Source organism: Crenalkalicoccus roseus (assembly GCF_004761865.1).
In the GTDB taxonomy this organism is placed as follows: Bacteria; Pseudomonadota; Alphaproteobacteria; order Acetobacterales; family Acetobacteraceae; genus Crenalkalicoccus; species Crenalkalicoccus roseus.
Genome location: NZ_SJDM01000001.1, coordinates 142,283 through 167,151, shown reverse-complemented (window position 1 = coordinate 167,151; position 24,869 = coordinate 142,283). Strand labels below are relative to the sequence as shown.

The window sequence follows — 24,869 nt, the reverse complement described above, 5'->3', positions numbered from 1 at the left end:
ACCAAGGCTGGGGGCTCATGCGGGGTGCCGGCGGCGCGGCGGAGACCGGGGCGCGGAACCCGGCGGAGGCGGGCGAGGCCGCCCGCCTCGACGCCCTCCACCGCTACCGGATCCTCGACACGCCGGAGGAGGAGGCCTTCGACCGCCTGGCGCTGCTGGCGCGGGAGCTGTTCGGCACGCCGATCGCCCTGGTCTCGCTGGTGGACGAGACGCGCCAGTGGTGGAAGGCGCATCTCGGCGTCGGCATCCGCGAGCTGCCGCGGGCCTTCGCCTTCTGCGACCACGCCATCCGCCAGGACGGGGTGTTCGTGGTGCGCGACGCCGCCTCCGACCCGCGCTTCGCCGCGAGCCCGCTGGTCGCGGGGGGGCTGCGCATCCGCTTCTACGCCGGGGCGCCGCTGCGCACGCCGGAGGGCCACCGCATCGGCACCCTCGCCGTGCTCTCGCCGAGGCCACGCCCGCGCGGCCTGCGCCCCGCCGAGCGGCGGCGGCTGACGAGCCTCGCCGCCATGGCGGTGGACGAGCTGGAGCTGCGCCTGCAGGCCCGGCTGGCGCGGGAGGCGGCGGCGGCCGAGGCGCGGCTGCGCCGGGCGCAGGAGGCGGCCGGGGTGCTCGCCTTCGAGAGCGGGGGTGAGCCGGGGGCGGCGCTGCGCCGGGTCCTCGGCCTCGACCCGGAGGCGCCGCTCTTCCTTGGCGGGGCGCCGGTGCTCGCCCACCCGGAGGACCGGCCGGCGCTGGAGGCGGCGGCGGCCCGCCTGGCCGCGGCGGGCGGGCCGCTCCGCGCCGAGTTCCGCGTGCTCTCCGCCGAGGGGCGCGCCGCCTGGGTGGAGGTGGCCGGGGAGGTGCAGGCCGGCGTGCCCGCCTGGGAGGTGCGCGGGGTGCTGCGCGACATCACCGAGCGCCGCCGCGCCGAGGAGCGCCAGGCGCTGCTGGCGCGCGAGGTGGACCACCGCGCCAAGAACGCCCTCGCCGTGGTGCAGGCGGCGCTGCGCCTGACGCCGCGGGAGGATCCGGAGGCCTTCGCGCGCACGGTGGAGGGGCGCGTCACCGCGCTCGCCCGCGCCCTGTCGCTGCTCGCGGCCAGCCGCTGGCAGGGGGCGGAGCTGCGGCGCCTCGCCGAGGGCGAGCTGCGCCCCTTCCTCGGCCTGGCCGGGGAGCCGGGGGCGGCGCAGGCGCATCTGGAGGGCCCGCCGGTGCTGCTCGCCACCCAGGCGGCGCAGCCCCTCTCCATGGTGCTGCACGAGCTGGCCACCAACGCCGTGAAGCACGGGGCGCTGTCGCGGCCCGGCGGCGCCGTGGCGCTGCGCTGGACGGTGGAGGAGGAGGAGTTCCGGCTGCGCTGGGCGGAGACGGGCGGGCCGCCGCTGCCCGGCCCGCCGGCACGGCGCGGCTTCGGCACCCGCGTGCTGGAGGCGACGGTGCGCGACCAGCTCGGCGGGCGGATCGCCTGCGACTGGCGGCCCGAGGGGCTGGCCTGCGAGATGCGCTTCCCGGCCCGGCGGGTCCTCGCCGCTGCGGCGCCGTCCGGCCGCGACGGGATCCCGGCGGCCGCGCGCGCGGCGGTGCCCGGCGCCGCCGCCGGCCCTGTCAGCCGCCCTTGACGCCCTGCGTGTTCACGTAGAGCGAGTACAGCGACTGCGCCGCGGCCATGAACAGCCGGTTCCGGTTGCGCCCGCCGAAGCAGACATTGGCGCAGCGCTCCGGCAGGTGGATGTGCCCGATCGGCGCGCCGGCGGCGTTGAGCACGCGCACCCCGTCGAACTCCGCCGTCATCCCCCAGCCGCACCAGAGGTTGCCGTCGATGTCCACGCGGAACCCGTCCGGCGTCTCGCCGGGCTGGCAGCGGTAGAGGACGCGGCGGTTGCGGAGCGTGCGGCCGTCCGGCCCGACGTCGTAGGCGAGGATGTTGCGCGGGTCGCTGCGGCTCTCGATGACGTAGAGGATCGCCTCGTCGGGGCTGAAGGCGAGGCCGTTCGGGTGGTCCACGTCGTCGGCGACGAGGGTGATCTCCCCGGTCTGCCCGTCCACGCGGTAGGTGTTGGTGTGCGGCAGCTCGGCCTGCACCTTCGCGCCCTCGTAGAAGGCGTAGGTGCCGAAGGGCGGGTCGGTGAACCAGATCGAGCCGTCGGACTTCACCACCACGTCGTTCGGCGAGTTCAGCCGCCTGCCCCGGTAGCTGTCGGCGATCACGGTGATGGCGCCGTCATACTCGAAGCGCACCACGCGCCGCCCGGCATGCTCGCAGGCGATGATGCGGCCCTGGCGGTCCCGCGTGTGGCCGTTGGCGTTGTTGGAGGGCCTGCGCCAGACCGAGACGGCGCCGGTTTCCTCCTCCCACTTCAGCACGCGGTCGTTCGGAATGTCGGACCACAGCAGGCAGCGGATGTCGCCGAGCCAGACCGGCCCCTCCCCCCAGCGCGAGCCCTGCCACAGCCGCTCCACGGCCGAGAGCGGCAGGTGATACCGGCGGAAGGCGGGATCCAGGGCGCGGATCGCGGGGTCGGGGTAGCGTTCGCTCGGGCGCCAGGGTTCGGGCATGGGCGGTTTCCTCCCTCGGGGTGGCCGTCGCGCGATCCTGCCGGCAGGGCACCGGGCGCGGAAGGGGGGGGCTGACCCGCGCCGCCGGCGGGCGCAGGATGGGCCGGAGAGGAGATCGCCATGCACATCCGCCCGAGCGCCCCGCCGGCCGGCGCCGATGCCATCCCCGACAGCCGCGGCCTCAACCTATTCCGCGCCGATCCGTGGCACCGCGCGCTGCTCGGACTTTACCTGCCGCCCGACCTGGCCGCGCACCTGCTGCCGCATCTCGACCGCATGGGCGCGCTGGCCGGCGGGCCGCTCGACGAGATGGCGGGCGCCGCGGACCGCAACCCGCCCGTGCTGCACCCCCGCACCCGCCGCGGCGAGGATCTGGAGACGGTCGAGAAGCACCCCGCCTACCGCGAGATGGAGCGCATCGCCTTCGGCGAGTACGGCCTCGCCGCCATGTCGCACCGGGGCGGCGTGCTCGGCTGGCCGGAGCCGATGCCGCCGGCGGCGAAATACGCGCTGACCTACCTCTTCGTGCAGGCCGAGTTCGGCCTGTGCTGCCCGCTCTCCATGACCGACAGCCTGGCGCGCACGCTGCAGAAATTCGGCGATCCCGGCCTGGTCGCGCGCTACCTGCCGGGGCTGACCGCGACCGACCTCGATGCGCTGCGCCAGGGCGCGATGTTCATGACCGAGCAGGGCGCGGGCTCGGACATCGCCGCCACCGCCGTCATGGCGGCCCCGCAGCCGGACGGCACTTGGCGCCTCACGGGCGACAAGTGGTTCTGCTCCAACCCCGATGCCGGGGTGGCGCTGGTGCTGGCGCGGCGCGAGGGCGGGCCGCCCGGCCTCAGGGGTGTCTCGCTCTTCCTGCTGCCGCGGGAGCGTCCGGACGGGTCGCGCAACGCCTACCGGATCCTGCGGCTGAAGGACAAGCTCGGCACGCGCAGCATGGCCTCGGGCGAGATCCGGCTGGAGGGCGCGACCGCCTTCCTGGTCGGCGACCCGGAGGCCGGCTTCCGCCAGATGGCGGACATGGTGAACAACTCCCGCCTCTCCAACGGCATGCGCGCGGCGGGGATGATGCGCCGCGCCGCGACCGAGGCGCTGTTCATCGCCCACCGCCGCGTCGCCTTCGGCCGGCGCCTGATCGAGATGCCGCTGATGCGGCGCCAGCTCGCCAAGCTGCTGGTGCCGACGGAGCAGGCGCGCAGCATGGTGTTCCAGGCGGCCGAGGCGCTGCGCCGCGCCGATGCCGGCGAGCCCGGCGCCTATGCGCTGACGCGCATCCTGACGCCGCTGCTGAAGTTCCGCGCCTGCCGCGACGCGCGGCGCGTCACCGGCGACGCGATGGAGGTGCGCGGCGGCTGCGGCTACATCGAGGAATGGGCCGATGCGCGGCTGCTGCGCGACAGCCATCTCGGCAGCATCTGGGAGGGCACGAGCAACATCGTCGCCCTCGACGTGCTGCGCGCCGCCGAGCGCGAGGGCTCGCTGCCCGTGCTGCGCGCGCATGCGCTGCGCATGGCGGAGGAGGGCGGCCTCGCCGAACTGCCGCCGCTGCTCGACCGCGCCGCGGCGCTCGCCGAGCGTGCGCAGCGGGAACCGGCGCTGGCGCGGCAGGCGGCAAGCGCGCTCTACCACCTGACCAGCGCCGCCGTGATGGCCTGGGAGGCGGCGCGGATCGGCGACCCCGCCCGCGCGGCGCTGGCGCGGATGGCGCTGCGCCACCGCCTGCTGCCGCGCGACCCGCTGGCGGCGGAGGAGGAGGCGGTGCCGGACGCGCTGCTGCCCGACCCCGCCCGCCTCGCCGCATGACGCCGGCGGCGCGCGAGACGCTGGCGCGGATGCTCGCCGCGGCGCGGCGCGAGCGGCGGCAGGTCGCGAGCCTGCCGGCGGAGCTGGTGCCCGCGGACGCGGACGAGGCCTATGCGGTGCAGGACCGGGTGGCGGCGCTGCTCGGCTGGGCGCCGCTCGGGTGGAAGGTGGCGGGGACGAACCCGGAGATGCGGCGGCGGCTGCGCATGCCGGAACCCATCCTAGGCCGCAGCTTCGCGCCCTTCCTGCACCCCTCGCCGGCGCGGCTGCGCCATGCCGGGCTGCTCGACCCGATCGTCGAGGCGGAGATCCTGTTCCGCCTCGGCGCCGACCTGCCGCCGCGCGGCGCGCCCTGGACGCGGGCGGAGGTGGCGGGGGCGGTCGCCGCCATCCACGCCGGCATCGAGGTGGCGGAGTGCCGCTTCCCCATGGCCGCCCTGCCGCCCCCCACGGCGATCCTCGCCGATGGCAGCGCCAGCGGGCGGTACGTGCCGGGGCCGGAGATCCCGCCCGGCACCGATCTCGCCGCCCTCCCGGTGACGGTCGCGGTGGATGGGCGCGTCCGCCGCACCGGCCTCGGGGCGGAGGTGATGGGCGACCCGCTGCTCTCGGTGGTGTGGCTGGCGAACCGGCGCAACGCGCTCGGTGACGGGCTGCGCGCGGGGGAGTGGGTCAGCAGCGGCACCTGCACCGGCATGCTGCTGCCGCGGCCGGGCGAGACGGTGACCGCGCGCTTCGGCGAGGCCGGCGTGGTGGAGGTGGCCTTCGACTGAGGCCGGGCCGCCCCCGCCGTCACCCGCGCGCCGCCATCTCCTCCAGCACCGGCATCAGGTGCGGCTTCAGCGCGGCAAAATCCTCGCTCATCGGGAAATGGCCGAGGCCGGGCATGATCACCGCCTTCGCGCCGGGGATGGCGGCGGCGGTCGCCAGCGTGTCCTCGGGCCGGCAGGAATAGTCGTACTCCCCGGTCAGCAGCGCGACGGGGCAGCGCGCCGTGTCGATGCGCGCGAGCTTCGGGCGCAGGTCGCCCTCCTCGGCGTAGAAATGCAGGTCGCCGCGGAACACGCCGGGTCCGCCCTGCATGTAGTGCCACAGCGTCTCCCACCGCCCCGCCTCCGGCGCCGTCGGCGAGACCAGGCCGGAGACTGCGGCGGCAGCGACCTCGCCGCCATGGATGCGCGGGTGGTGCAGCACGGAGAGGTCGTAATAGCGCCCGGTGAAGGCGCTGCCCTGCAGGCCGATCACGCCGCGCAGGCTCTCCGCGTGCCCGGCGGCGAGGTCGAGCACGATGCGCCCGCCGATGGAGCAGCCGATGACGATCGGCCGGTCCAGCCCGAGCGCGCGCGCCACCGTCATCACCAGCCCCGTATAGGCGGCGGTGGTCAGGCGGTATTCCTCGTGCTGCCAGCCCGGCGGGGGCGAGGACTTGCCGTGCCAGGGCATGTCGAAGGCGATGCAGCGGAAGCGCGCGGTGAGGTCGGCGTCGTTCAGCAGGTCGCGCCACTGCCGCCCGTCGCTGCCCGCGGTGTGCAGCAGCAGCAGCGGCACGCCCTCGCCGGCCTCCTCGACATAGAGACGGTGCGGGCGGCCGGCGATGTCCAGGCGCAGGTAGCGGCCGATGATGGGTTCAGCCGTCACCCCGCCCCAGGGCGGCGCGGGCGCCGGCGGGGCGGGCGGCGGCGCCTCGCGCAGCAGGGCGAGCGCGCCCTTGAACCACATCAGGTGCGCGAAGAAGGCGGCGACGTCGCCCTCGACCGTGAGCGCGCCATGGCGGGAGAGGGCGAGCAGGTCCTGCCAGCCCGGCTCCGGACGGGGGGCGAGGAAGCGCGCCATCGCCTCCGCCTCGATGCGCAGCGCGATGGTGCAGGCGGGCATGAGGAAGGGGCCGCGCCGCACCGCCGCCACCTGTCCGTCGCGCAGGCTGAGCAGCCAAGCGCGCGGCCCGACCTCGAGCAGCCACTCGGCGTCCAGCTGGCGGCCCCAGCGGGCGAGGCCGGGCGCGGCGGCCACGCGCTCGGGCAGGCGTTCCACCGGCAGGTCCATGGCGCGTCCCCTCCTGTTCCGCGGGGCGCAAGGCTAGGACAGATGGCGGCGGGCCGGAACCGGGCGGGAGCGCGACCCCGGCTCAGCCGGGCCCGACCCGGGCCGCCGCCTCCAGCGCGCCGAGGTCGAGCTTCGTCATGCCGAGCATTGCTTCGGCGACGCGCCGCGCCCTGCCGCGGTCGGGATCGCGCAGCAGCTCGCCCAGGCGCCTCGGCGCGATCTGCCAGCAGAGGCCCCAGCGGTCGCGCAGCCAGCCGCACTGCTCGACCGAGCCGCCGTCCGCCAGCGCCTCCCACAGGCGGTCGATCTCGGCCTGGGTGTCGCATTCGACCAGGACGGAGAAGCTGTGGTTGAACGCGTCGAGCGGGCCGGCCTCGATCGCCATGTAGCGCTGGTCGCCGAGGGTGAAGGAGGCGATGCGGACGCTGCCCGCGGGCCCGGCGGGCGTGTCGGCCGGCAGGGCGGAGATCCATTCCACCGAGGAGCCGGGAATGAGCGCGGCATAGAAGCGGACGGCCGCCTCCATGTCCTTCTCGAACCAGAGGTGCTGCGTGATCCTCGCCATCCCGGCTCCTCCCTCGCCCGCGGGCCGGGCCGTGCCCCTCAGACGTCGAGGATCGGCAGGAAGCCGCCGAAGATCATCCGCTTGCCGTCGAAGGGCATCTCCCCGCCCATCGCCCCCATGCGCGGATCCTCCTTCATCCGCGCGTGCGCGGCGTCGCGGACCTCCTTGGAGGGGTATTCGATCCAGCTGAACACCACGACCTCGTCGTCCTTCGCCTGCACGGCGCGCCGGAAATCCGTGAGCTTGCCCTCGGGCACGTCGTCGCCCCAGCACTCGACGAAGCGGGTGGCGCCGAATTCCTTGAACAGGGGCGCGGCCTCGGCGGCGAAGCGGCGGTAGCTTTCCCGGTTGGCGGCAGGCACGGCCACCACGAACCCGTCCACATAGGTCATTTCCGTCCTTCTCCCCTTGCTGGACCGGCGGCGTCCGGCCGTCCTTGACGGGATGAGTTGATATCAACATATCTGGCCCATGTCAACCGCCCTCCCGTTCGAGACCACGCTGGAGGTGCGCGACACCTGCCTCTGCCTGCACGTCCAGCGCGCGGCGCGGGCGCTGGCGCGGCGGTTCGACGAGGCGCTGCGGCCGGTCGGCCTGACCAACGGGCAGTTCTCACTGCTGATGGCGCTGAACCGGCCCGCGCCGGTGGCGATGGGCCCGGTCGCGCGGCTGCTGGCGATGGACCGCACCACCCTGACCGCGGCGCTGAAGCCGCTCGTCCGCGACGGCCTGGTGGCGATCGCGGCCGATCCCGCCGACCGCCGCAGCCGCCTCCTCGCCCTGACCGACAGCGGCCGCAGCGTGCTGGCGGCGGCCGTGCCGATCTGGCGCGCGGTGCATCAGGCCGTCGAGGCCGGGCTGCCGGGACTGAGCCCCGACGCGCTGCGGGGCGCGCTGCGCGCCCTCTCCCAGGGAAGCGGGCCCGCCCCCTGACCCGCCCCGCGCGGCGCGCTACATTCGCGCCGAGACAGGAGCGCCCCCGCCCGTGCACGTCACCTCGCCCCGCTTCAAGGAGAACGCCGCGCGCGCCCTGGCCGATGCCGGGCTGCAGAAGGCGCTCGGCACCGCCAAGGGCGCCTTCCTCGCGCGCCGCGCCGCCGCCGTCGCCGGCCTGCCGGAGTTCGAGCGGCTGCGCGAGATCGGGCGCGACATCAAGAACCACACCCTGGCCAACCTCGACTTCTACCTCGAGACCTACGCCGCCAATGTCGAGAAGGCCGGCGGGACGGTGCACTGGTGCGCCACGGCCGAGGACGCCCGCGCCGCCGTGCTCGCGATCTGCCGCGCCGCCGGCGCGCGCACCGTCACCAAGGGCAAGTCCATGATCTCCGAGGAGCTCGGGATCAACGACCACCTGGAGGCCAACGGCATCACCCCGGTGGAGACCGACCTCGGCGAGTACATCCTCCAGCTCCGGCGCGAGCCGCCCTCCCACATCATCGCCCCCGCCTTCCACCTCAACCGCGAGGACTGGGAGGAGAGCTTCCGCCGCTCCCACACCGACCTGCCCGCCGACCGGGTGTTCGCCGAGCGGCGCGACATCCTGACCGAGGCGCGGACGCGGCTGCGCGACCGCTTCCTCGCCGCCGATGTCGGCATCACCGGCGCCAATTTCCTGATCGCCGAGACCGGCAGCAGCGTCATCGTCACCAACGAGGGCAATGGCGACCTGACGCAGACCCTGCCGCGCGTCCATGTCGTGCTCGCCAGCATCGAGAAGGTGGTCCCGACGCTCGAGGATTGCTGCGCGCTGCTGCGCCTGCTCGCGCGCAGCGCCACGGGCCAGGACTTCTCCGTCTACACCACCTTCTCCACCGGCGCGCGGCGCCCGGGCGACCTCGACGGGCCCGAGGAGTACCACGTGGTGCTGGTGGACAACGGCCGGTCCAACATGATCGGCACCGAGTTCCAGGAGATGCTGCGCTGCATCCGCTGCGCCGCCTGCATGAACCACTGCCCGGTCTATGGCGCGGTGGGCGGGCACTCCTACGGCTGGGTCTATCCGGGGCCGATGGGCGCGGTGCTCACCCCCTCGCTGATCGGCGTGGACAAGGCCGGGCACCTGCCCAACGCCTCCACCTTCTGCGGCCGCTGCGAGAGCGTCTGCCCGATGAAGATCCCGCTGCCGAAGATGATGCGCCACTGGCGCGAGCGCGAGTTCGAGCGCCACCTGGTGCCGGCGGCGGTGCGCTCGAACCTCGCCCTCTGGGGCTTCCTCGCGCGCCGCCCGGCGCTGTACCGGCTGGCGACGCGCGCGGCGGCGGGCCTGCTTGGCCTGCTCGGCCGCGGCCGCGGCGCGTTCCGCTCGTTCCCCCTCGCGGGGGGCTGGACCAGGGGGCGGGATTTGCCGGTGCCGCAGGGGCGCACCTTCATGGCGGAATACGCGAAGGCGCGGCGCGCGCGACGCCTCTGACGGCGGGGCCGCCTCCGCCCGGCCGCGGGGTCAGTCCAGCCTGAGGCCGAGGTCGCGGATCAGCGGCCAGTAGATGGCGCGCTCGGCCTCGATCATGGCGCGGTATTCCGACGGGCCGCCCGAGAGGGGTTCCAGGCCGATCTCGCCCATGCGCGCCTGCACCGCGGGCTCGGCCAGAGCGGCGGCCAGCGCCTCGGTCAGCCGCGCCGCGATCGCGTCCGGCGTGCGCGCGGGCGCCGTCAGCCCCTGCCAGGCGAAGGCGGTGAAGCCCTGCAGGCCAAGCGCCTCGGCCACCGTCGGCACTTCCGGCAGGCTCGGGTGCCGCGCCTCGGAGCAGAGGGCGAGCGGGCGGATGCGCCCGGCGCGCAGCACGGCGCCGCCCGCGGCGATGTCCACGATGCCGCACTCCACCACGCCGGCCATCAGGTCGTTCATCACCGGCGCCATGCCGCGGTAGGGCACGTGCGTCAGGCGGATGCCGAGGTCGCGCGTCAACCGCTCCATCGCCAAGTGGTGCGGGCTGCCGATGCCGGGGCTGCCGTAGGTCAGCCGCCCCTCCTGCGCCCGCGCCGCCTCCACGAAGTCCCGCGCCGAGCCGATCGCGCTGCCCGGCTGCGCCGCCAGAACCAGGTGGAAGCGCGCCATCAGGCCGAGCGGGCGGAGGTCGCGGTCCACGTCGAAGGCGAGGGTCCGGTAGAGCGCCGGGTTGAACACCAGCGTCTCGTTGCCGGCGGTGAACACGGTGTAGCCGTCGGGCTCCGCGCGTGCCGCGGCCTCGGCGGCGATGTTGGTGGCGGCGCCGGGGCGGTTCTCCACCACCACCGGCTGGCCGAGGCGCCGCGAGAGCGAGGCGGCGAGCAGCCGCGCCAGCACGTCCGTCCCCCCGCCCGCCGGGTAGCCCACCAGCCAGCGCAGCGGCCGCTCGGGCCAGGCAGCCAGGGCGGCGGCGGGCAGGGAGGCCAGGGCGGCGGCGAGGAGCGTGCGGCGGTGCATCGCGGGGACGTCTCCGAGAGGGGGTCAGGGCCAGAGCCGAACGGGCAGGGAGAGGAAGCCGCGGAAGCGCGCGCGGCCGCCGCGCACCGGCTTCCCCTCCGCCGCGTAGCGCGGGAAGCGGGCGAGGAAGCGGGCGATCGCCACCTGCCCCTCGAGGCGGGCGAGGGCGAGGCCCGCGCACTGGTGCGCGCCGGCGCCGAAGGCGAGGTGGCGGTTGGGCTGGCGGGCGATGTCCAGCCGCTCCGGATCCGGGAACTGCGCCGGGTCGCGGTTGGCCGCGCCGATGCAGAGATGCAGGTAGGTGCCTGCCGGCAGCGTCGTGCCGCCGATCTCCGCCTCCGCCGCCAGGCGGCGGTTGCCGAGCTGGTTGGAACTCTCGTAGCGCAGGAACTCCTCCACCGCCGTCCGGATCAGGCCGGGCTCGGCCAGGAGGCGCGCGCGCTCCCCGGGGAAGCGGAGCAGCAGCTCCAGTCCGTTGCCGATCAGGTTGGTGGTGGTCTCGTGCCCGGCGTTGAGCAGGAAGATGCAGTTGTGCAGCAGCTCCCGCTCGGTCAGCCGCTCGCCGCCCGCCTCGCCCTGGATCAGCCGGGTGAGCACGTCGGTCTGCGGGTCCCCGGGCGCGGCGCGGCGGCGCGCCACCAGGCCGCGCAGGTAGTCGAGGAACGCCGCCACCGCCCGGTTGCCGCGCGCCTCCGCCTCCGGCGACAGCACCGGCTCCAGCGCGCCGAGGATGGCGAGCGACCATTCGCGCAGCGGCCCCCGCTCCTCATGCGGCACGCCGAGCAGGTTGCCGATCACCTCGACCGGAATCGCCGCCGCGTAGTCCTCGATCAGGTCGGCGCGCGGGCCCCTCGCCTGCATCCGGTCCAGCAGCCCGTCCACCAAGCGGGTGAGCGCCGGCTCCATGCCGGCAATGGCGCGCGGCGTCAGCGCACCCATGATCAGGCGCCGCACGCGGGTGTGCAGCGGCGGGTCGTTGAACACCAGGGAGGTGGTGTGGTGCTCGTAGAGCGGCGTGCCGACGCCGAATTTCGGCGCGAATTCCACCGTCTTGTCGGAGAGGAAGGTGCGCGTGTCGCGATAGACGCGGTCGAGGTCGGCCCAGCGCGTCAGGAACACCGAGCCGTCCGGCAGGCGCTTCACCGGCGCGCGGGCGCGCAGCGCGCGGTAGGTCGGGTAGGGGTCCTCGTAGAAAGCGAGGGGCAGCGCGGCGAGGTCGAACCTCTCTGCCAGCTCCGCGGCATCGGCCTGCGCTTCCATCGGGCGTCTCCCGCCTTGGACGTTACGTGGCCGCCGGGGGCGGCGCAACCCGCCTCCTCATGGCGCCAGCGCCCCCGGCACCCGCACCGTCAGCGACAGCAGGCGGAAGGAGTGGGTCTTGCCGTGGCCGTCGAGGTTCAGGCTGCCGTTCACGCCCCCCTCCAGCACGTCGTCCACCACGAAGTTGAAGGCGCCGAGGCGCGGCAGGTCGTAGCGCGTGCAGCGCGTCGCGCCACGGTGGCGGAACAGCGCCAGCACCCGCGCCTCCGTCACCTGCTCCGCGAGGATCGGGTAGAGTTCCGGCCGGTAGGGGATGAGCGACAGGTTGAGGCGGTTGCCCTTGTCCCCGGCGCGGCTGTGCGCGAGGACGTGCAGGGGCACCTCCACCAGCCCGCCCTCCGCCCCCGAAGGCGATCCGCTCATGCCGCCATCTCCCGTGCCGTCGCCACGCTGACGGTGGTGGGCACGCGCTCGCGCAGCACCAGGTAGCTGCGGGTCAGGATGCGCGGCGTCACGCGCCAGCGCGCCCCGCCCGTGCCCGCCGTGCCGCAGCACAGCAGCGCCAGCACCTCCCGCGCCGCCTGGTCCACCGCGTCCCGGTCGGCGCCCTCCGCGGCGAGGCGGATGCGCACTTCCGGCGGCTCCGGCCCCCGGTAGCTCCGCCACAGCGCGCCCGCGTCTGAATCGTGCACCGAGGCGACGCCGATCAGGTCCACCCGCGCGCGCACCGGCAGGCCGCGCCGCTCCAGGCGCTGCAGCAGCACATCGGCCGTGGCGCGGGCACGGGCCAGCGCGTTGGGGCCGGCGACCGAGACCTCGCCCTCCCCGAGCCAGCTTCCCTCGAAGCTCGCCGTCACCTTCAGCGTCTCGGGCGCCGGGTGGCCGATGAGGCCGCGCACCGCCACGCGGTCGCGCCCCGCCTGCTCCAGCGTGCACTCCGTGATGTCGAGCACCACGTCGGGGGTGACGTAGCGCGCCGGGTCGTGCAGCTCGTAGAGGAGCTGCTCCTTCACCGTGCGCAGGTCCAAGACCCCGCCCGTGTCCTCCGCCTTGGTGACGATGAGGCCGCCCGCCGCCGTCACCTCGGCGATCGGGAAGCCGATGTCGGCGGGGTCGGGGATGTCCTTGACGCCGGGGTCCCAGAACACGCCGCCCGTGACCTGGCTGCCGCATTCCAGCAGGTGGCCGCAGGCGGCGCCGAGCGCCAGCTTCTCCCAGTCGTCCCAGGCCCAGCCGAAATGGTGCGCGAGCGGCGCGATGGCGAGCGCGGGGTCCGAGGTGCGCCCCGCCACCACCACGTCGGCGCCCCGGGCCAGCGCCTCGGCCAGCGGCCGCGCGCCGATATAGGCGTTGGCGGCGACGAGGCGCGCGGTGCGCATGTCCAGGCTGCCATCCGCCTCGTGCACCGGAAGCTGGTCGAGGGCGATGCGCCCCATCACGTCGTCGCCGGCGACGAGGCCGATGCGGAGGTCGGGCAGGCCAAGGCGCAGCGCCAGCCGCGCCACCAGCCGCGCCGCCGCCGGCGGGTTGGCGGCGCCGAAATTGCCGAGGATCGGGATGCGGTGGCGGAAGCACGCCTCCAGGATCGGCTCCAGCAGGCGTTCGAGCATGGGCTCGTAGCCGGCCTCCGGGTCGCGGCGGCGTTCGAGCTGGGCCAGCGCCACGGTGCGCTCGCCGAGCGTCTCGAAGAACAGCGCGGCCGGCAGGCCGCGCCGCACCAGGGTGCGCACCACCGGGATCGGCGCGTCCACCCGGTCGCCGGAGAAGCCGGCACCGTTGCCGACCAGGAAGGTGCCGCTCATCGCCCCGCCTCCCCGCCGCTCAGGGTGCGGCGCACCGCGTCCAGCCAGCCGGCGTGGCGCCGCGCCGCCTCCTCCCGCGCCATGCGCGGCAGGAAGCGGCGTTCCAGCCGCCAGTGGGTCGCGGCGGCGCCGGGCGGGGGCAGCAGCCCCGCCTGCAGCCCGGCGAGCCAGGCGGCGCCGAGCGCCGTCGTCTCCCGCACCACCGGCCGGTCCACCGGCGCGCCGAGCAGATCGGCGAGAAACTGCATGGTCCAGTCGCTCCCCACCATGCCGCCGTCCACGCGCAGCACGGTCTCGCCCATCTCCGGCCAGTCGGCGCGCATGGCGTCGAGCAGGTCCTTGGTCTGGAAGGCCACGCTCTCCAGCGCCGCGCGGGCCAGCTCCGCCCGCCCCGTGGCGCGCGTCAGGCCGAAGATCGCGCCGCGCGCCTCCGCGTCCCACCAGGGCGCGCCGAGGCCGACGAAGGCCGGCACCAGATGCACCGCCTGGGCCGGATCGGCCCGTTCCGCCAGCGCCCCCGTCTCGGCGGCCGAGGCGATGATGCCGAGCCCGTCGCGCAGCCACTGCACCGCCGCGCCGGCGACGAAGATCGCGCCCTCGAGCGCGTAGGTGCGCCGGCCGCCGAGCTGCCAGGCCACGGTGGTGAGCAGCCGGCGGCGCGAGGCGACCGGCGTCTCGCCGGTGTTGAGCAGGGCGAAGCAGCCGGTGCCGTAGGTGGATTTCAGCATCCCCGGCGCGAAGCAGGCCTGCCCCATGGTCGCCGCCTGCTGGTCCCCGGCGATGCCGCGGATCGCCGCCGGCGCGCCGAGCAGCGCCGCCTCGGTGGCGCCGAACTCGGCGGCGCAGTCCCGCACCTCGGGCAGGATGGCGGCCGGGATGCGGAACAGGCGCAGCAGCTCCTCGTCCCAGGCGCCGCGGCGGATGTCGTAGAGCAGGGTGCGCGCGGCGTTGGTCGCGTCGGTGGCGTGCACCCGCCCGCCGGTCAGGCGGTGCAGCAGGAAGCTGTCCACCGTGCCGAAGCAGAGCGCGCCGCGCTCCGCCGCCGCCCGTGCCCCTGCGACGTTGTCGAGCAGCCAGGCGAGCTTGGTGGCGGAGAAGTAGGGATCGGCGAGCAGCCCGGTGCGCTCGGTGAGCAGCGCCTCCTCCCCCCGCGCGCGCAGCGCGGCGCAGGCCTCCGCGGTGCGGCGGTCCTGCCAGACGATGGCGCGGTGCACGGGGCGGCCGGTGGCGCGCTCCCACAGCACCACCGTCTCGCGCTGGTTGGTGATGCCGATGCCGGCGATGTCGCGCGGCGCCGCGCCGGCCCGCGCCATCGCCTCGCGCAGGGTGGCAAGCGCGCCCTGCCAGATGTCCTCCGGCTCGTGCTCCACCCAGCCCGGGGCGGGAAAGTGCTGCGGCAGCTCCTGCTGGGCGGCGGCGCGCGGCAGCAGGTCCGGGCCGAACAGGATGGCGCGGGTGGAGGTGGTGCCCTGGTCGAGGGCGAGCAGCAGCGGGCCGGTCTCGCTCATGCCGCGAGCCTAGAGCGGATCGCGGAGGGCTGGAAACGGCCGGGAGCGTGCCTCCGCTCCACAAGCAACGGGCGAGAGCCGTGTCCGCGTTCACGGCCGAATGGAAACGGCCCCGGTGCCCGATCCGCGGGGGCGGCATCGCCGGAGCGGCCCCCGCCCCCGTTCCGCCCCGGCGCGGGTGGGGGTTTGACGCCCCCGGCGCCGCTCCGACATAGGGGAGCGGAGAGGGCGGGGGGCCGATGCTCGAGCTTCAGGGCCTGACGCGGCGCTTCGGCGCCGTGACGGCGGTGGACAGGGTCAGCCTCTCCGTCCCCGAGGGGCAGATGCTCGGCATCATCGGCCGCTCCGGCGCCGGCAAGTCCACCCTGCTGCGCATGATCAACCGCCTGACCGAGCCCTCCGCCGGGCGCATCCTGCATGACGGGCGGGACATCACCGCCCTTTCCGGCCGGGCGCTGCGCGCCTGGCGCGCCGACTGCGCCATGATCTTCCAGCAGTTCAACCTGGTGCAGCGCCTCGACGTGCTGACCAACGTGCTGATCGGCCGGCTGAGCCGCCGCCGCGGGCCGCTCGCCCGGCTCGGCGCCCTGCTCGGCCTGTTCACGGCGGAGGAGCGGGCGATGGCGCTCGCCCTGCTCGACCGCTTCGGCCTGGCGGAGACGGCGCTGCAGCGCGCCGAGACCCTCTCTGGCGGGCAGCAGCAGCGCGTCGCCATCTGCCGCGCCCTGATGCAGGAGCCCCGCCTGATCCTGGCCGACGAGCCGATCGCCAGCCTCGACCCCGCCAATGCCCGCGCCGTGATGGAGGCGCTGCGGGAGGTGAACCGCGGGCAGGGGCTGACGGTGCTGTGCAACCTGCACGACCTCGCCGCCGCCCGGCACTACTGCGACCGCATCCTCGCCCTGCAGGCCGGGCGCGTGGCGTTCGACGGCCCGCCCGCCGAGCTGACCCCGGCGCGGGTGGAGGCGATCTACGGCATCCCCGAGGCGGTGCTCGCCGCCGAGGGCGCGCCTGCCCGCGCCGCCCTGGTCCACTGAGCCGCGGCCGCCCTGGAGCCGCTTCGGCGATCTGCTCTAATCAGGCGCGGAGCCAGCCACCGGAACGGAACGCCGCATGCACCGCCGCCTTCTCCTCCTCGGCCTGCCGCTGCTCGCCGCCCTGCCCGCGGCGGCCCGCGCGCCGCGCCGCACCCAGGACCCCGACGTCGTCTTCCCCGAGGCCGGGCGCCGCGCCTGGGCAGCGGAGGTGCCGCAGATCCGCATCGGCCTGCTCGGCGGCGAGAACGAGGCCGACCGGCTCGGGCGCTTCGGCGAGTACCGGGCGCTGATGGAGCGCACCTTCGCCGTGCCGGTGCGGCTCTACCCCGCCGGCGACTACGCCGGGGTGATCCAGGCCTTCGGCGCGCGGCAGGTGGAGCTCGCCAGCATGAGCCCCTCCGCCTACGCCGGCGCCTGGCTGGACACGCGGGGCGGCGTCGAGCCGCTGGTGGTGACGGAGGAGGAGGACGGCACCATCAGCTACGTCGCGGTGATGGTGGTGCGGGCGGACAGCGGCATCACCAGCCTCGAGGAGATGCGCGGTCGCTCCATCGCCTGGTCCGACCCGAACAGCGCCTCGGGCTACCTGATCCCGCGCTTCGCGCTGCGCCGCCAGGGCATCAGCCCCGAGCGGTTCTTCGGCCGCACCGGCTTCGGCGGCGGGCACGAGCAGGCGATCGTCGCCGTGCTGCAGCGCCAGTACGACGCCGCCGTGACCTGGGCCTCCGGCATCGGCGACGAGTCGCGGGGCTTCACCCGCGGCACGCTGCGCGCGATGGTGGAGAAGGGCATGCTGAACATGGACGACCTCCGCATCATCTGGCGCAGCGAGCCGATCATCAACGGCCCGCAGACGGTGCGCGCCGACCTGCCCGACGCCTTCAAGGAGGACATGAGGCTCTTCCACCTGGCGCTGCCCAAGGCGCACCCCGCCATCTACCGCCAGATCGAGCGCGGCGGCGGCGCCGGCTACCGCGAGGTCTCGCACGCCGACTACGAGCTGATGGTGGCGATGCGGCGCGAGGAGGCGGCGGAGCGCCGCCGCCGCGGCTGACGCCGCCGATGGCCGCCGGCGCCGCGCCCCTCCGCATGGAGGCCGCCTTCCGCGCGGCGCGGCGGCAGAGGCGCGCGGCGACGCTGCTCGGCCTCGCGGTGCTGCTCGCCTGCCTGCTCGCCTCCGCCTGGGTGGCGGAAGCGCATCCGGCGAGGCTGCTGGAGGGGCTGCCGCGCATCGGCGAGTATTTCCACCGCATCCTGCCGACGCTGCGCCGGGAGGCGCTGTTCGCCGGCGCGGAGACGGAGGGCAGCCTGGCCTTCTGGTTCTACCGCCTGGATTCCTGGGCCTGGCTGCTGTTCGAGACGGCGAACATGGCCGCCCTGGCGACGCTGATGGGCGCCGCGGCGGCGCTCGCGCTCTGCTTCGTGGCGGCGCGCAACGCCGGCGCGCCCCGGCCCCTCGCCCTGGCGACGCGGCGGCTGCTCGAGGCGCTGCGCACGGTGCCGGAGATCGTCTTCGCGCTGATCCTGGTCTGGGCCTTCGGCGTCGGCCCGCTGGCGGGCATCCTGGCGATCGCGCTGCACAGCACCGGCGCGCTCGGCAAGCTCTTCGCCGAGGCGGTGGAGAACGCCGGGGCCGGGCCGTGGGAGGCGGTGCGCGCCGCCGGCGGCGGCTGGGCCGAGGCCTGCCGCTTCGGCCTGCTGCCGCAGGTGCTGCCCAACCTGCTGAGCTACGCGCTGCTGCGCTTCGAGATCAACCTGCGCGCGGCGAGCGTGATCGGCTTCGTCGGCGCCGGCGGCATCGGCGAGGAGCTCTACACGGTGATCGCCTTCAACCACTACGAGGAGATCAGCGCCATCGTGCTGCTGATCATCCTCTGCGTCGCCGCCATAGACCTGCTCTCGGAACGGCTCCGCCACCACGTGATCGGGGCGGCGCGGTGAAGCCCTCCCCGGCCGAGATCGCGGCGCTCCGCGCCCGCCTCCCCACGGCCTTCGGGCCGGGGCCGGGGCGGCGGGCGCTGCGCCTCGTCCTGTGGGCCGCCTTCCTCGCCTGGCTCGGCGCGGTGCTGTGGTGGTTCGGCTTCTCGCCGCGGCGGATCTGGAACGGGCTGTCGGGCCTTCTCGTCATCATCCGCCTGATGATCCCGCCCTCGCCGGGCGAGCTGTGGGCGGACATCCTGCGCGGCCTGGCCGAGAGCGTCGCCATGGCCTTCCTCGGCACCTTCCTCGCCGCGCTGCTCGCGGTGCCGCTCGGCATGCTCGGCGCGCGCAACGTGGTGACGGCGACGCTGCTGCGCTTCTCGGTGCGGCGGCTGTTCGACGGGATGCGCGGCATAGACCAGCTCATCTGGGCGCTCGCCTATGTGCGCGCGGTCGGCCTCGGGCCGCTGGCCGGCGTGCTCGCCATCGCCAGCGCCGACGTCGCGGTGCTCGCCAAGCTCTACGCCGAGGCGATCGAGAACGTCGAGAGGCGCCAGGTGGAGGGGGTGACGGCGGCCGGCGGCGGGGCGCTGGCGCGGCTGCGCTTCGGCGTGCTGCCGCAGGTGCTGCCGGTGATGCTTGCCCAGGCGCTCTACTTCCTCGAGAGCAACACCCGCTCGGCGGCGATCCTCGGCGTGGTGGGCGCGGGCGGGATCGGGCTGCAGATCGCCGAGCGGATCCGCGTGCGCCACTGGGACGAGGTGGCCTTCATCATCCTGCTGCTGATCGCGACCGTGGCAGCGATGGACGCGCTCTCCGCCCGGCTCAGGCGGCGGCTGATCGGCGGCCGGTAGCCGCCCATGGCGCCCCGTTCTCCCCGGCGCGGCATGAAGAAGGAGACTGTCTGACCCCATGGACGCGGGCACGCTGGCGGCGCTGGGCGGCATCCTGCTGCTGCTGATCCTCTCCGCCGTCTTCTCGGGCACCGAGACGGCCTTCACCGCGGCGAGCCGGGCCTTCGTCACCCGCCGCGCGCGGGAGGGGGACCGCCGCGCCGGCCTGCTGGTGCGGCTGCGCGAGCGCAAGGACCGGCTGATCGCCGCCATCCTGGTCGGCAACAACCTGGTCAACACCACCGCCACCGCGCTCGCCTCCGGCCTGCTGATCGCCTGGTTCGGCGAGGGCGGCGTGGTCTATGCCTCCCTGGTCATGACGGCGCTGCTCGTGGTGTTCGCCGAGGTGCTGCCGAAGACCTACGCCCTGCGCCAGCCCGACCGGACGGCGCTGCGCGCCGTGCCGCTGCTCTCCGCCACCATGCGCCTGCTCGGGCCGCTGGCGGCGGCGGTGAACTGGCTGGTGCTGCGCACCCTCGGCCTGTTCGGCGTCCGCGCCGCCGAGGCCGAGCGCCCCGGCATCACCGAGGACGAGCTGCTCGGCGCCATCGAGCTGCACGGCGCGGGGGAGCGCGGCGAGGCGGAGGCGGCGGCGCGCGAGGAGCGGCGGATGCTGCGCGGCGTGCTGGCGCTCGACGACCTCACCGTCGGCGACGTGATGACCCACCGCGCCCGCATCCGCGCCCTGGACGCCGAGGCGCCGCCCGAGGTGCAGCTCGAGCGGCTGCTCGCCTCGCCGCACGCCCGCCTGCCGCTGTGGTGCCGCGGCGGGGAGGAGGTGCTCGGCATCGTGGACGCCCGCGCCGCGCTGCAGGCGCTGCGCGCGGTCGGGGGCGAGGCGGCGCGGCTCGATCTCCGCCCCTTCGCCGCCCCGGCCGTGTTCGTGCCGGAGGGCCGGCCGCTGCGCGAGCAGCTCCAGGAGTTCCGCCGCGCCCACCTGAAGATGGCGCTGGTGGTGGACGAGTACGGCGCGCTGCAGGGGCTGGTGACGCTCGAGGACGTGGTGGAGGTGATCGTCGGCCAGATCGCCCAGCGCGGCGAGCCGATCCTCGCCGAGGCGGCCGGCGACGGGGTGGCCGAGGTGCGCGGCGACATCCGGGTGCGCGACCTGAACCGCGAGCTGGACTGGGACCTGCCGGAGGAGGAGGCGGCGACGGTGGGCGGCCTCGTGGTCTCGCGCCTGCGCGCCATTCCGCCCGTCGGCACCGAGGTGACGATAGACGGCTACGCCATTCGGGTGGTGGAGCGCCGCGGCTGGCGGCTCGACCGGCTGGCGATCCGCCGCCTGGCCCCGCCGGAGGAGGCGGGCTAGGGCGGATCGCGCAGGGCCGGAAGCGCGGTCCACCACGATGGATCGCGCCGCGGCGCCCGCCGACGCTGGACGCGGCGAGGCGGGCGTGCTGCAAGCCGGCCATGGAGGATCCGCCGCCATGACGCTGCCCCGCCGCGCCCTTCTCGGCGCCACCGCCGCCACCCTCCTGCCCGCCGCCGCCGGCGCCCAGGGCCCCGCTTGGCCGGAGCGGCCGGTGCGGGTGGTGATCGCCTTCCCCCCCGGCTCCACCCCCGACCTCGCCGGGCGCGCGGTGGCGCAGCATTTCGCGCAGGTCTTCGGCCAGCCCTTCGTGCCGGAGAACCGCGCCGGCGCCGGCGGCGCCATCGGCACCGAGGCGGTGGCGAAGGCGACGGACGGCCACACCCTCGGCATCTCCATCGGCGGGCCGGCCAGCACGGCGCGGATCCTGAACCCGCAGCTCGGCTACGACCCGGCGACCGACCTCGTGCCCGTCTCGCTGCTGACGCGCCTGCCCTTCGTGCTGGTGGTGCATCCCTCGGTGCCGGCCACCAGCGTGGCCGAGCTGGTGGCGCATGCCAGGGCCAACCCCGGCAGGCTGAATTACGGCTCGGTCGGCGCCGGCACGCTCGGCCACCTGCTGGTGGCGGAGCTGGCGGCGCGGCACGGGCTGGAGATGACCCATGTCCCCTTCCGCAGCGTGCCGCAGGGGGTGCTGGAGGTGGTGGCGGGGCGGATCCAGGTGATGGCCGCCGCCTCCGGCGCCGTGCTCGGCCAGGTGCGGGAGGGGTCGGTGCGGGCGCTCGGCATCTCCTCCGACGGCCGCTTCCCCGCCGCGCCGGACATCCCGACCCTGTCCGAACAGGGGGAGGGGGAGCCCGCCTATGGCTGGATCGCCCTCTTCGCCCCGCCCGGCACGCCGGAGGCGCGGGTGCGGCGCCTGGCGGAGGAGGCGGGCCGGGCGCTGGCCGCGCCGGAGACCGCGCGCGCCATGCAGGCCGCGGGCTTCGAGACGGTGGGCTCGGATTCCGAAACGCTGCGCCGCTTCGTCGCCGAGGAGATCGCCCGCTGGGGCCCGCTGATCCGCCGCCTCGGCATCCGCCCGGAAAGCTGAGCCGCACGCCGCGGCGGGAATAACGCCCCGCCGCGGGGCGTCCTACGCGCGAGGGACCGATCCGCCGCCCCGCCGGCCGGAGCACCCGCGCGAGAGGACAACCCCCGATGGACCGCGATGCGAGCATCGAGGCCACGATCCCGGCGCTCCGCCGCTTCGCCTGGTCGCTGCTGCGCGACCAGCACGCGGCGGACGACCTGGTGCAGGACTGCCTCGAGCGCGCGCTCGGAAGCTGGCATCTCCGCCGGCCGGGGGGGGACCTGAAGGCCTGGCTGTTCGCCATCCTCTACAACGCCCACATCAGCGGCCGCCGCCGCGAGGCGAGGCGCACCCGCCTCGCTGAGGAGGCGGCCGGCCTCGCCGAGACCGCGACGGGGGCGGAGGCGCCGGAGGGCGCGGTGCACTGCGCCGAGGTGCTGCGCCACCTCTCCACCCTGCCCGAGGAGCAGCAGGCGGTGCTGCTGCTGGTGGGGGTGGAGGGGCTCGGCTACGAGGAGACGGCCCGCATCCTCGGCGTGCCGGTCGGCACGGTGATGTCGCGGCTGAGCCGCGGGCGCGAGCGCCTGCGCCGCCTGACCGAGGGCGGGGGCGCGCCGTCATCCTCCGTGCGGCGGCTGCGCGTGGTCGGGCAGGGGACGGAACAGCCATGACGGATCCGCGCGCCCATCCCCCGATCGGCGAGGACGACCTGCAGGCCTTCGTGGACGAGCGGCTGGACGCCGCGCGCCTCGCCCTGGTGCGCCGCTACCTCGAGGAGCACCCGGAGGCGGCGGCGCGGGTGCGCGCCTTCGCCACGCAGCGCGACGCCCTGCGCACGGCGCTGGCGCCGAAGGCGAGCGCGCCGATCCCGGCGCGGCTGCGCCTCGCCCACATCCGGGCCGGGCTGCGCGCCCGGCGCTGGCAGCGGCTGCGCCACATGGCCGCCGCCCTGCTCCTCCTGCTGGTGGGCGGCGCGGCCGGCTGGCTCGCCCATGGCCAGATCGAGGGCGGCGCGCCGCCGCCCGCCGCCCCGCCGATGGCCGAGGCCGCCGAGGCGCACCGCATCTTCGCCGCCGAGACGCGCGCCCTCGCCATGCTGGCGGCGACGGTGCCGGAGGCGCTGGAGGGCTGGCTCGCCGAGCGGCTCGGCACGCCGGTGGTGGTGCCCGACCTGCTCGACGCCGGCTTCCGCCCGCTCACCGCGCATCTGATGCCCTCGGCCTGGGGCACCGCGGCGATGGTGGTGTACGAGCGCCTGACCGACGGGACACGGCTTTCCTTCTACATGCGCCCCGCCCCCGACACGCCGGCGGCGAAGCTGAAATGCGCCGACCATCCGGGCGGGCGCCTCACCTACTACTGGTTCGACGGGCGCTTCGGCTACGCGGTGACGGCGGCGATGCCGCGCGAGCGGCTGCGCGGCATCGCCTTCCTCGCCGAGCGCGAGGTGCGCGCCGGCCCGCGGCCGCCGCGGCAGGAGGGGCCACGGATCGCCGCCCAGCAGCCGCGGCCCTGCCCGAACAACATCGGCTGAGGAAGGGGGGAGGAACGGTCGTGAGGAACAGGACGGGGCGGTGCGGAGCGGTGGTGCTGGCGCTCGGCCTCGCCATTCCCGGCCCGGCGCCGGCGCAGGGCGGCACCGCGCTGGTGCCCTACGAGGTGGTGGACGACGCGATCCCCCGCCCGCTGACCGACCGCCCGGGCGATCCGGAGCGCGGGCGCGCGCTGGCGCTCAACCGTTCCAAGGGCAACTGCGTCACCTGCCACGAAATGCCGGTGGAGGCGGATTTCCAGGGCAATCTCGGCCCGCCGCTCGCCGGCGTGGCGGACCGCTACACCGAGGGCGAGCTGCGGCTGCGCCTCGTGGACAGCAAGCGCATCAACCCGGAGAGCAACATGCCCTCCTACTACCGGGTGGAGGGCCTCACCGCCGTGCGCCGCGACTGGCTCGGCAAGCCGATGCTGGAGGCGCAGGAGGTCGAGGACGTGCTCGCCTGGCTGATGACCCTGAAGTGACCCCAACCGGGAAGGGAGACGCCATGAAGACAGGGCCCACCACCATCCGGCGCCGCCACCTCCTCGCCGCCGCCGCGGGGGGCGTGGCGATCGCCGCCCTGCCCCGCGCCGCGGGCGCCGAGATGCAGCCGGCGACCACGGAGGCGATCCGCAAGGTCACCGGCGGCAAGACGCCGCAGGAGGGCCGGGTGACGCTGCGCCTGCCGCCGATCGCGGAGAACGGCAACACCGTTCCCGTCACGGTCAGCGTGGACAGCCCGATGACCGCGGCCGACCACGTGAAGACGGTGCACCTGTTCGCCGACAGGAACCCGACGCCCGACGTCGCCACCTTCCACTTCACCCCCGCCATGGGCCGCGCCCAGGCGGACACGCGCATGCGCCTCGGCCAGACCCAGGACGTGATCGCGGTGGCGGAGATGAGCGACGGCTCGCTCTGGATGGGCCGCACCGAGGTGAAGGTGACCATCGGCGGCTGCGGCGGCTGAGACGGCAAGCAGCAAGCAGGAGGAAGCGACATGGCAGCCCCCATCGGACAGCCCCGCGTGCGCCTGCCGGCCCAGGTGCGGGCGGGCGAGGTGATCGAGATCCGTACCCTGATCTCCCACGCCATGGAGACCGGGCAGCGGCGCGACCAGCAGGGCAACGTCATCCCGCGCGACATCATCAAGCGCTTCGTCGCGCGCTTCGAGGGCGAGCAGGTCTTCGCCATGGACCTGGCGCCGGCGATCTCCGCCAACCCCTACATCGCCTTCCCCTTCAAGGCGGAAAAGCCCGGCACCTTCGAGTTCACCTGGACCAACGACGCCGGCGAGGAGCGCAAGGCGACCGCCGAGCTGAAGCTGGCGTGAGGCCGGCCATGCGCGGGTGGCGGGGCGCCGCGGCGCTCCCGGCCGGCGCGGCGGCGGTGCTCGCCCTCGCCGTGGCGGCGGCGCTGGCGCAGGGCGGCGGGGAGGCCCCCGCCGCCGAGCCGGTGCGGGCCATCCCCGACCCCCAGTCGGGCCTCGAATTCACCACGCCGGAGACGCGGGCGATCCAGGAGGACGACTTCCAGAACCCCGCCTTCCTCTGGGTGGAGGAAGGCGAGCAGGCCTGGAACCACCCGGAGGGCGCGGCCGGGAAGTCCTGCGCCTCCTGCCACGGCAACGCGGCCGAGAGCATGCGCGGCGTGCGCGCCCGCTACCCGGCCTACGACGCGAAGAAGGGCCGCGTCGTCACGCTGGAGCAGCGGGTGAACATCTGCCGCGAGGAGCACATGGGCGCGCCGCCGCTGCGCATCGACAGCCGCCCGCTCAACGCCATGACCGCCTTCATCGGCCTGCAGTCGCGCGGCATGCCGGTGCAGGTGGACATCTCCGGCCCGGCGCGGCCCTTCTTCGACGCCGGCGAGCGCTTCTACAACACGCGGCGCGGGCAGCTCGACATGCGCTGCGGGAGCTGCCACGAGGACAATTACGGCCGCTACCTGCGCGCCGATCTGCTCAGCCAGGGCATGAGCAACGGCTTCCCCACCTACCGGCTGAAGGAGCAGCGCGTCATCAGCCTGCAGTTCCGCCTGCAGGGCTGCGTCAACGACGTGCGCGGGGAGGCGCCGCCGATGGGCGGCGAGGAGTTCACCAACCTCGAATTCTACCTCGCCTGGCGGGCCCAGGGGCTGCCGGTGGAGACGCCCTCCGTCCGCCGCTGAG

At 75.3% G+C, this 24,869-nt stretch carries 26 protein-coding genes; 17 read left to right on the top strand and 9 right to left on the bottom strand.

The genetic code is table 11. The annotated features are described in order from the left end of the window. Positions 1-17: 17 nt before the first annotated feature. Entirely contained in the window at positions 18-1,601 is a 1,584-nt protein-coding gene (locus tag ET526_RS22290; protein WP_135465748.1) for a sensor histidine kinase, read from the top strand. Here the strand turns inward: ET526_RS22290 and ET526_RS00760 are convergent. After that, on the bottom strand, positions 1,588-2,538 hold the full coding sequence (locus tag ET526_RS00760) for an SMP-30/gluconolactonase/LRE family protein (protein ID WP_135465747.1): 951 nt from the start codon (positions 2,536-2,538) through the stop codon (positions 1,588-1,590). The two genes, ET526_RS22290 and ET526_RS00760, sit on opposite strands and share 14 nt — an antisense overlap. A 120-nt stretch (positions 2,539-2,658) precedes the next feature. On the opposite strand from ET526_RS00760, the gene ET526_RS00755 reads away from it, so the two are divergent. Together ET526_RS00755 and ET526_RS00750 are read left to right on the top strand one after the other, a co-directional pair. After that, a complete protein-coding gene (locus ET526_RS00755; protein ID WP_135465746.1) occupies positions 2,659-4,347 on the top strand; it encodes an acyl-CoA dehydrogenase family protein in 1,689 nt (562 codons plus the stop codon). Continuing rightward, entirely contained in the window at positions 4,344-5,120 is a 777-nt protein-coding gene (locus tag ET526_RS00750; protein ID WP_135465745.1) for a 2-keto-4-pentenoate hydratase, read from the top strand. The genes ET526_RS00755 and ET526_RS00750 overlap by 4 nt, the downstream gene beginning before the upstream one ends. A 19-nt stretch (positions 5,121-5,139) precedes the next feature. Here the strand turns inward: ET526_RS00750 and ET526_RS00745 are convergent, their stop codons facing one another. The 3 genes from ET526_RS00745 to ET526_RS00735 all read right to left on the bottom strand — a co-directional run bounded on the left by ET526_RS00745 (position 5,140) and on the right by ET526_RS00735 (position 7,347). After that, a complete protein-coding gene (locus tag ET526_RS00745) occupies positions 5,140-6,390 on the bottom strand; it encodes an alpha/beta fold hydrolase (RefSeq protein WP_204623433.1) in 1,251 nt (416 codons plus the stop codon). 82 nt (positions 6,391-6,472) lie between these two features. Next, on the bottom strand, positions 6,473-6,955 hold the full coding sequence (locus ET526_RS00740; RefSeq protein WP_135465744.1) for a VOC family protein: 483 nt from the start codon (positions 6,953-6,955) through the stop codon (positions 6,473-6,475). Positions 6,956-6,993: 38 nt separating this feature from the next. Continuing rightward, positions 6,994-7,347, bottom strand: coding sequence for a DUF1428 domain-containing protein (locus ET526_RS00735; protein ID WP_135465743.1), 354 nt, complete (start codon positions 7,345-7,347; stop codon positions 6,994-6,996). A gap of 79 nt (positions 7,348-7,426) precedes the next feature. Between ET526_RS00735 and ET526_RS00730 the strand changes: the two genes are divergently transcribed. Together ET526_RS00730 and ET526_RS00725 are read left to right on the top strand one after the other, a co-directional pair. Beyond that, the gene (locus ET526_RS00730) at positions 7,427-7,888 is read left to right on the top strand and encodes a MarR family winged helix-turn-helix transcriptional regulator (protein WP_135465742.1); all 462 of its coding nucleotides are present in this window, start codon (positions 7,427-7,429) and stop codon (positions 7,886-7,888) included. Positions 7,889-7,940: 52 nt separating this feature from the next. Continuing rightward, positions 7,941-9,368, top strand: a complete 1,428-nt coding sequence (locus ET526_RS00725) for a lactate utilization protein B (RefSeq protein ID WP_135465741.1) — start codon at positions 7,941-7,943, stop codon at positions 9,366-9,368. Between the two features lie 30 nt (positions 9,369-9,398). Here ET526_RS00725 and ET526_RS00720 read toward each other — a convergent pair whose 3' ends face one another. The 5 genes from ET526_RS00720 to glpK are packed head-to-tail and all read right to left on the bottom strand — an operon-like array spanning position 9,399 to position 14,931. Then, complete coding sequence (locus tag ET526_RS00720; protein ID WP_135465740.1) at positions 9,399-10,361, bottom strand: Bug family tripartite tricarboxylate transporter substrate binding protein; 963 nt, start codon at positions 10,359-10,361, stop codon at positions 9,399-9,401. A gap of 24 nt (positions 10,362-10,385) precedes the next feature. Next, positions 10,386-11,621 (bottom strand): cytochrome P450, encoded by a 1,236-nt coding sequence (locus ET526_RS00715; RefSeq protein ID WP_135465739.1) that lies wholly within the window; start codon positions 11,619-11,621, stop codon positions 10,386-10,388. A 57-nt stretch (positions 11,622-11,678) separates the two neighbouring features. After that, positions 11,679-12,044, bottom strand: coding sequence for an AtuA-related protein (locus ET526_RS00710; protein WP_135465738.1), 366 nt, complete (start codon positions 12,042-12,044; stop codon positions 11,679-11,681). Beyond that, positions 12,041-13,423 carry an acyclic terpene utilization AtuA family protein gene (locus ET526_RS00705; RefSeq protein WP_135465737.1) on the bottom strand — a complete coding sequence of 461 codons (1,383 nt, stop codon included), beginning with the start codon at positions 13,421-13,423 and terminating at the stop codon, positions 12,041-12,043. Before ET526_RS00705 ends, ET526_RS00710 begins: the two co-directional genes overlap by 4 nt. Continuing rightward, positions 13,420-14,931 (bottom strand): glycerol kinase GlpK, encoded by a 1,512-nt coding sequence (gene glpK / locus ET526_RS00700; RefSeq protein WP_135465736.1) that lies wholly within the window; start codon positions 14,929-14,931, stop codon positions 13,420-13,422. The genes ET526_RS00705 and glpK overlap by 4 nt, the downstream gene beginning before the upstream one ends. 239 nt (positions 14,932-15,170) lie before the next feature. Here glpK and phnC point away from each other — a divergent pair, with 239 nt between their 5' ends. The 12 genes from phnC (at position 15,171) to soxA (ending at position 24,868) form a co-directional block, all read left to right on the top strand. After that, positions 15,171-15,968, top strand: a complete 798-nt coding sequence (gene phnC, locus ET526_RS00695; RefSeq protein ID WP_135465735.1) for a phosphonate ABC transporter ATP-binding protein — start codon at positions 15,171-15,173, stop codon at positions 15,966-15,968. A gap of 76 nt (positions 15,969-16,044) precedes the next feature. Then, complete coding sequence (gene phnD / locus ET526_RS00690; RefSeq protein WP_135465734.1) at positions 16,045-17,022, top strand: phosphate/phosphite/phosphonate ABC transporter substrate-binding protein; 978 nt, start codon at positions 16,045-16,047, stop codon at positions 17,020-17,022. Between the two features lie 8 nt (positions 17,023-17,030). Next, positions 17,031-17,909, top strand: a complete 879-nt coding sequence (gene phnE / locus ET526_RS00685; RefSeq protein WP_135465733.1) for a phosphonate ABC transporter, permease protein PhnE — start codon at positions 17,031-17,033, stop codon at positions 17,907-17,909. Beyond that, complete coding sequence (gene phnE / locus ET526_RS00680; protein ID WP_135465732.1) at positions 17,906-18,742, top strand: phosphonate ABC transporter, permease protein PhnE; 837 nt, start codon at positions 17,906-17,908, stop codon at positions 18,740-18,742. The genes phnE (ET526_RS00685) and phnE (ET526_RS00680) overlap by 4 nt, the downstream gene beginning before the upstream one ends. 58 nt (positions 18,743-18,800) lie before the next feature. Next, a complete protein-coding gene (locus ET526_RS00675; RefSeq protein WP_135465731.1) occupies positions 18,801-20,093 on the top strand; it encodes an HlyC/CorC family transporter in 1,293 nt (430 codons plus the stop codon). Between the two features lie 118 nt (positions 20,094-20,211). Then, a complete protein-coding gene (locus ET526_RS00670; RefSeq protein WP_135465730.1) occupies positions 20,212-21,186 on the top strand; it encodes a Bug family tripartite tricarboxylate transporter substrate binding protein in 975 nt (324 codons plus the stop codon). 107 nt (positions 21,187-21,293) lie between these two features. Then, complete coding sequence (locus ET526_RS00665) at positions 21,294-21,836, top strand: sigma-70 family RNA polymerase sigma factor (protein ID WP_135465729.1); 543 nt, start codon at positions 21,294-21,296, stop codon at positions 21,834-21,836. Then, complete coding sequence (locus ET526_RS21640) at positions 21,833-22,699, top strand: anti-sigma factor family protein (RefSeq protein ID WP_204623432.1); 867 nt, start codon at positions 21,833-21,835, stop codon at positions 22,697-22,699. The genes ET526_RS00665 and ET526_RS21640 overlap by 4 nt, the downstream gene beginning before the upstream one ends. A 20-nt stretch (positions 22,700-22,719) precedes the next feature. Then, positions 22,720-23,181 carry a sulfur oxidation c-type cytochrome SoxX gene (gene soxX / locus ET526_RS00660; RefSeq protein ID WP_204623431.1) on the top strand — a complete coding sequence of 154 codons (462 nt, stop codon included), beginning with the start codon at positions 22,720-22,722 and terminating at the stop codon, positions 23,179-23,181. A gap of 23 nt (positions 23,182-23,204) precedes the next feature. Next, on the top strand, positions 23,205-23,669 hold the full coding sequence (locus ET526_RS00655) for a SoxY-related AACIE arm protein (RefSeq protein WP_135465727.1): 465 nt from the start codon (positions 23,205-23,207) through the stop codon (positions 23,667-23,669). 30 nt (positions 23,670-23,699) lie between these two features. Further along, positions 23,700-24,032, top strand: coding sequence for a thiosulfate oxidation carrier complex protein SoxZ (soxZ, locus tag ET526_RS00650; RefSeq protein ID WP_135465726.1), 333 nt, complete (start codon positions 23,700-23,702; stop codon positions 24,030-24,032). Positions 24,033-24,040: 8 nt separating this feature from the next. Next, positions 24,041-24,868 (top strand): sulfur oxidation c-type cytochrome SoxA, encoded by an 828-nt coding sequence (gene soxA / locus ET526_RS00645; RefSeq protein WP_135465725.1) that lies wholly within the window; start codon positions 24,041-24,043, stop codon positions 24,866-24,868. Position 24,869 lies beyond the last annotated feature (1 nt).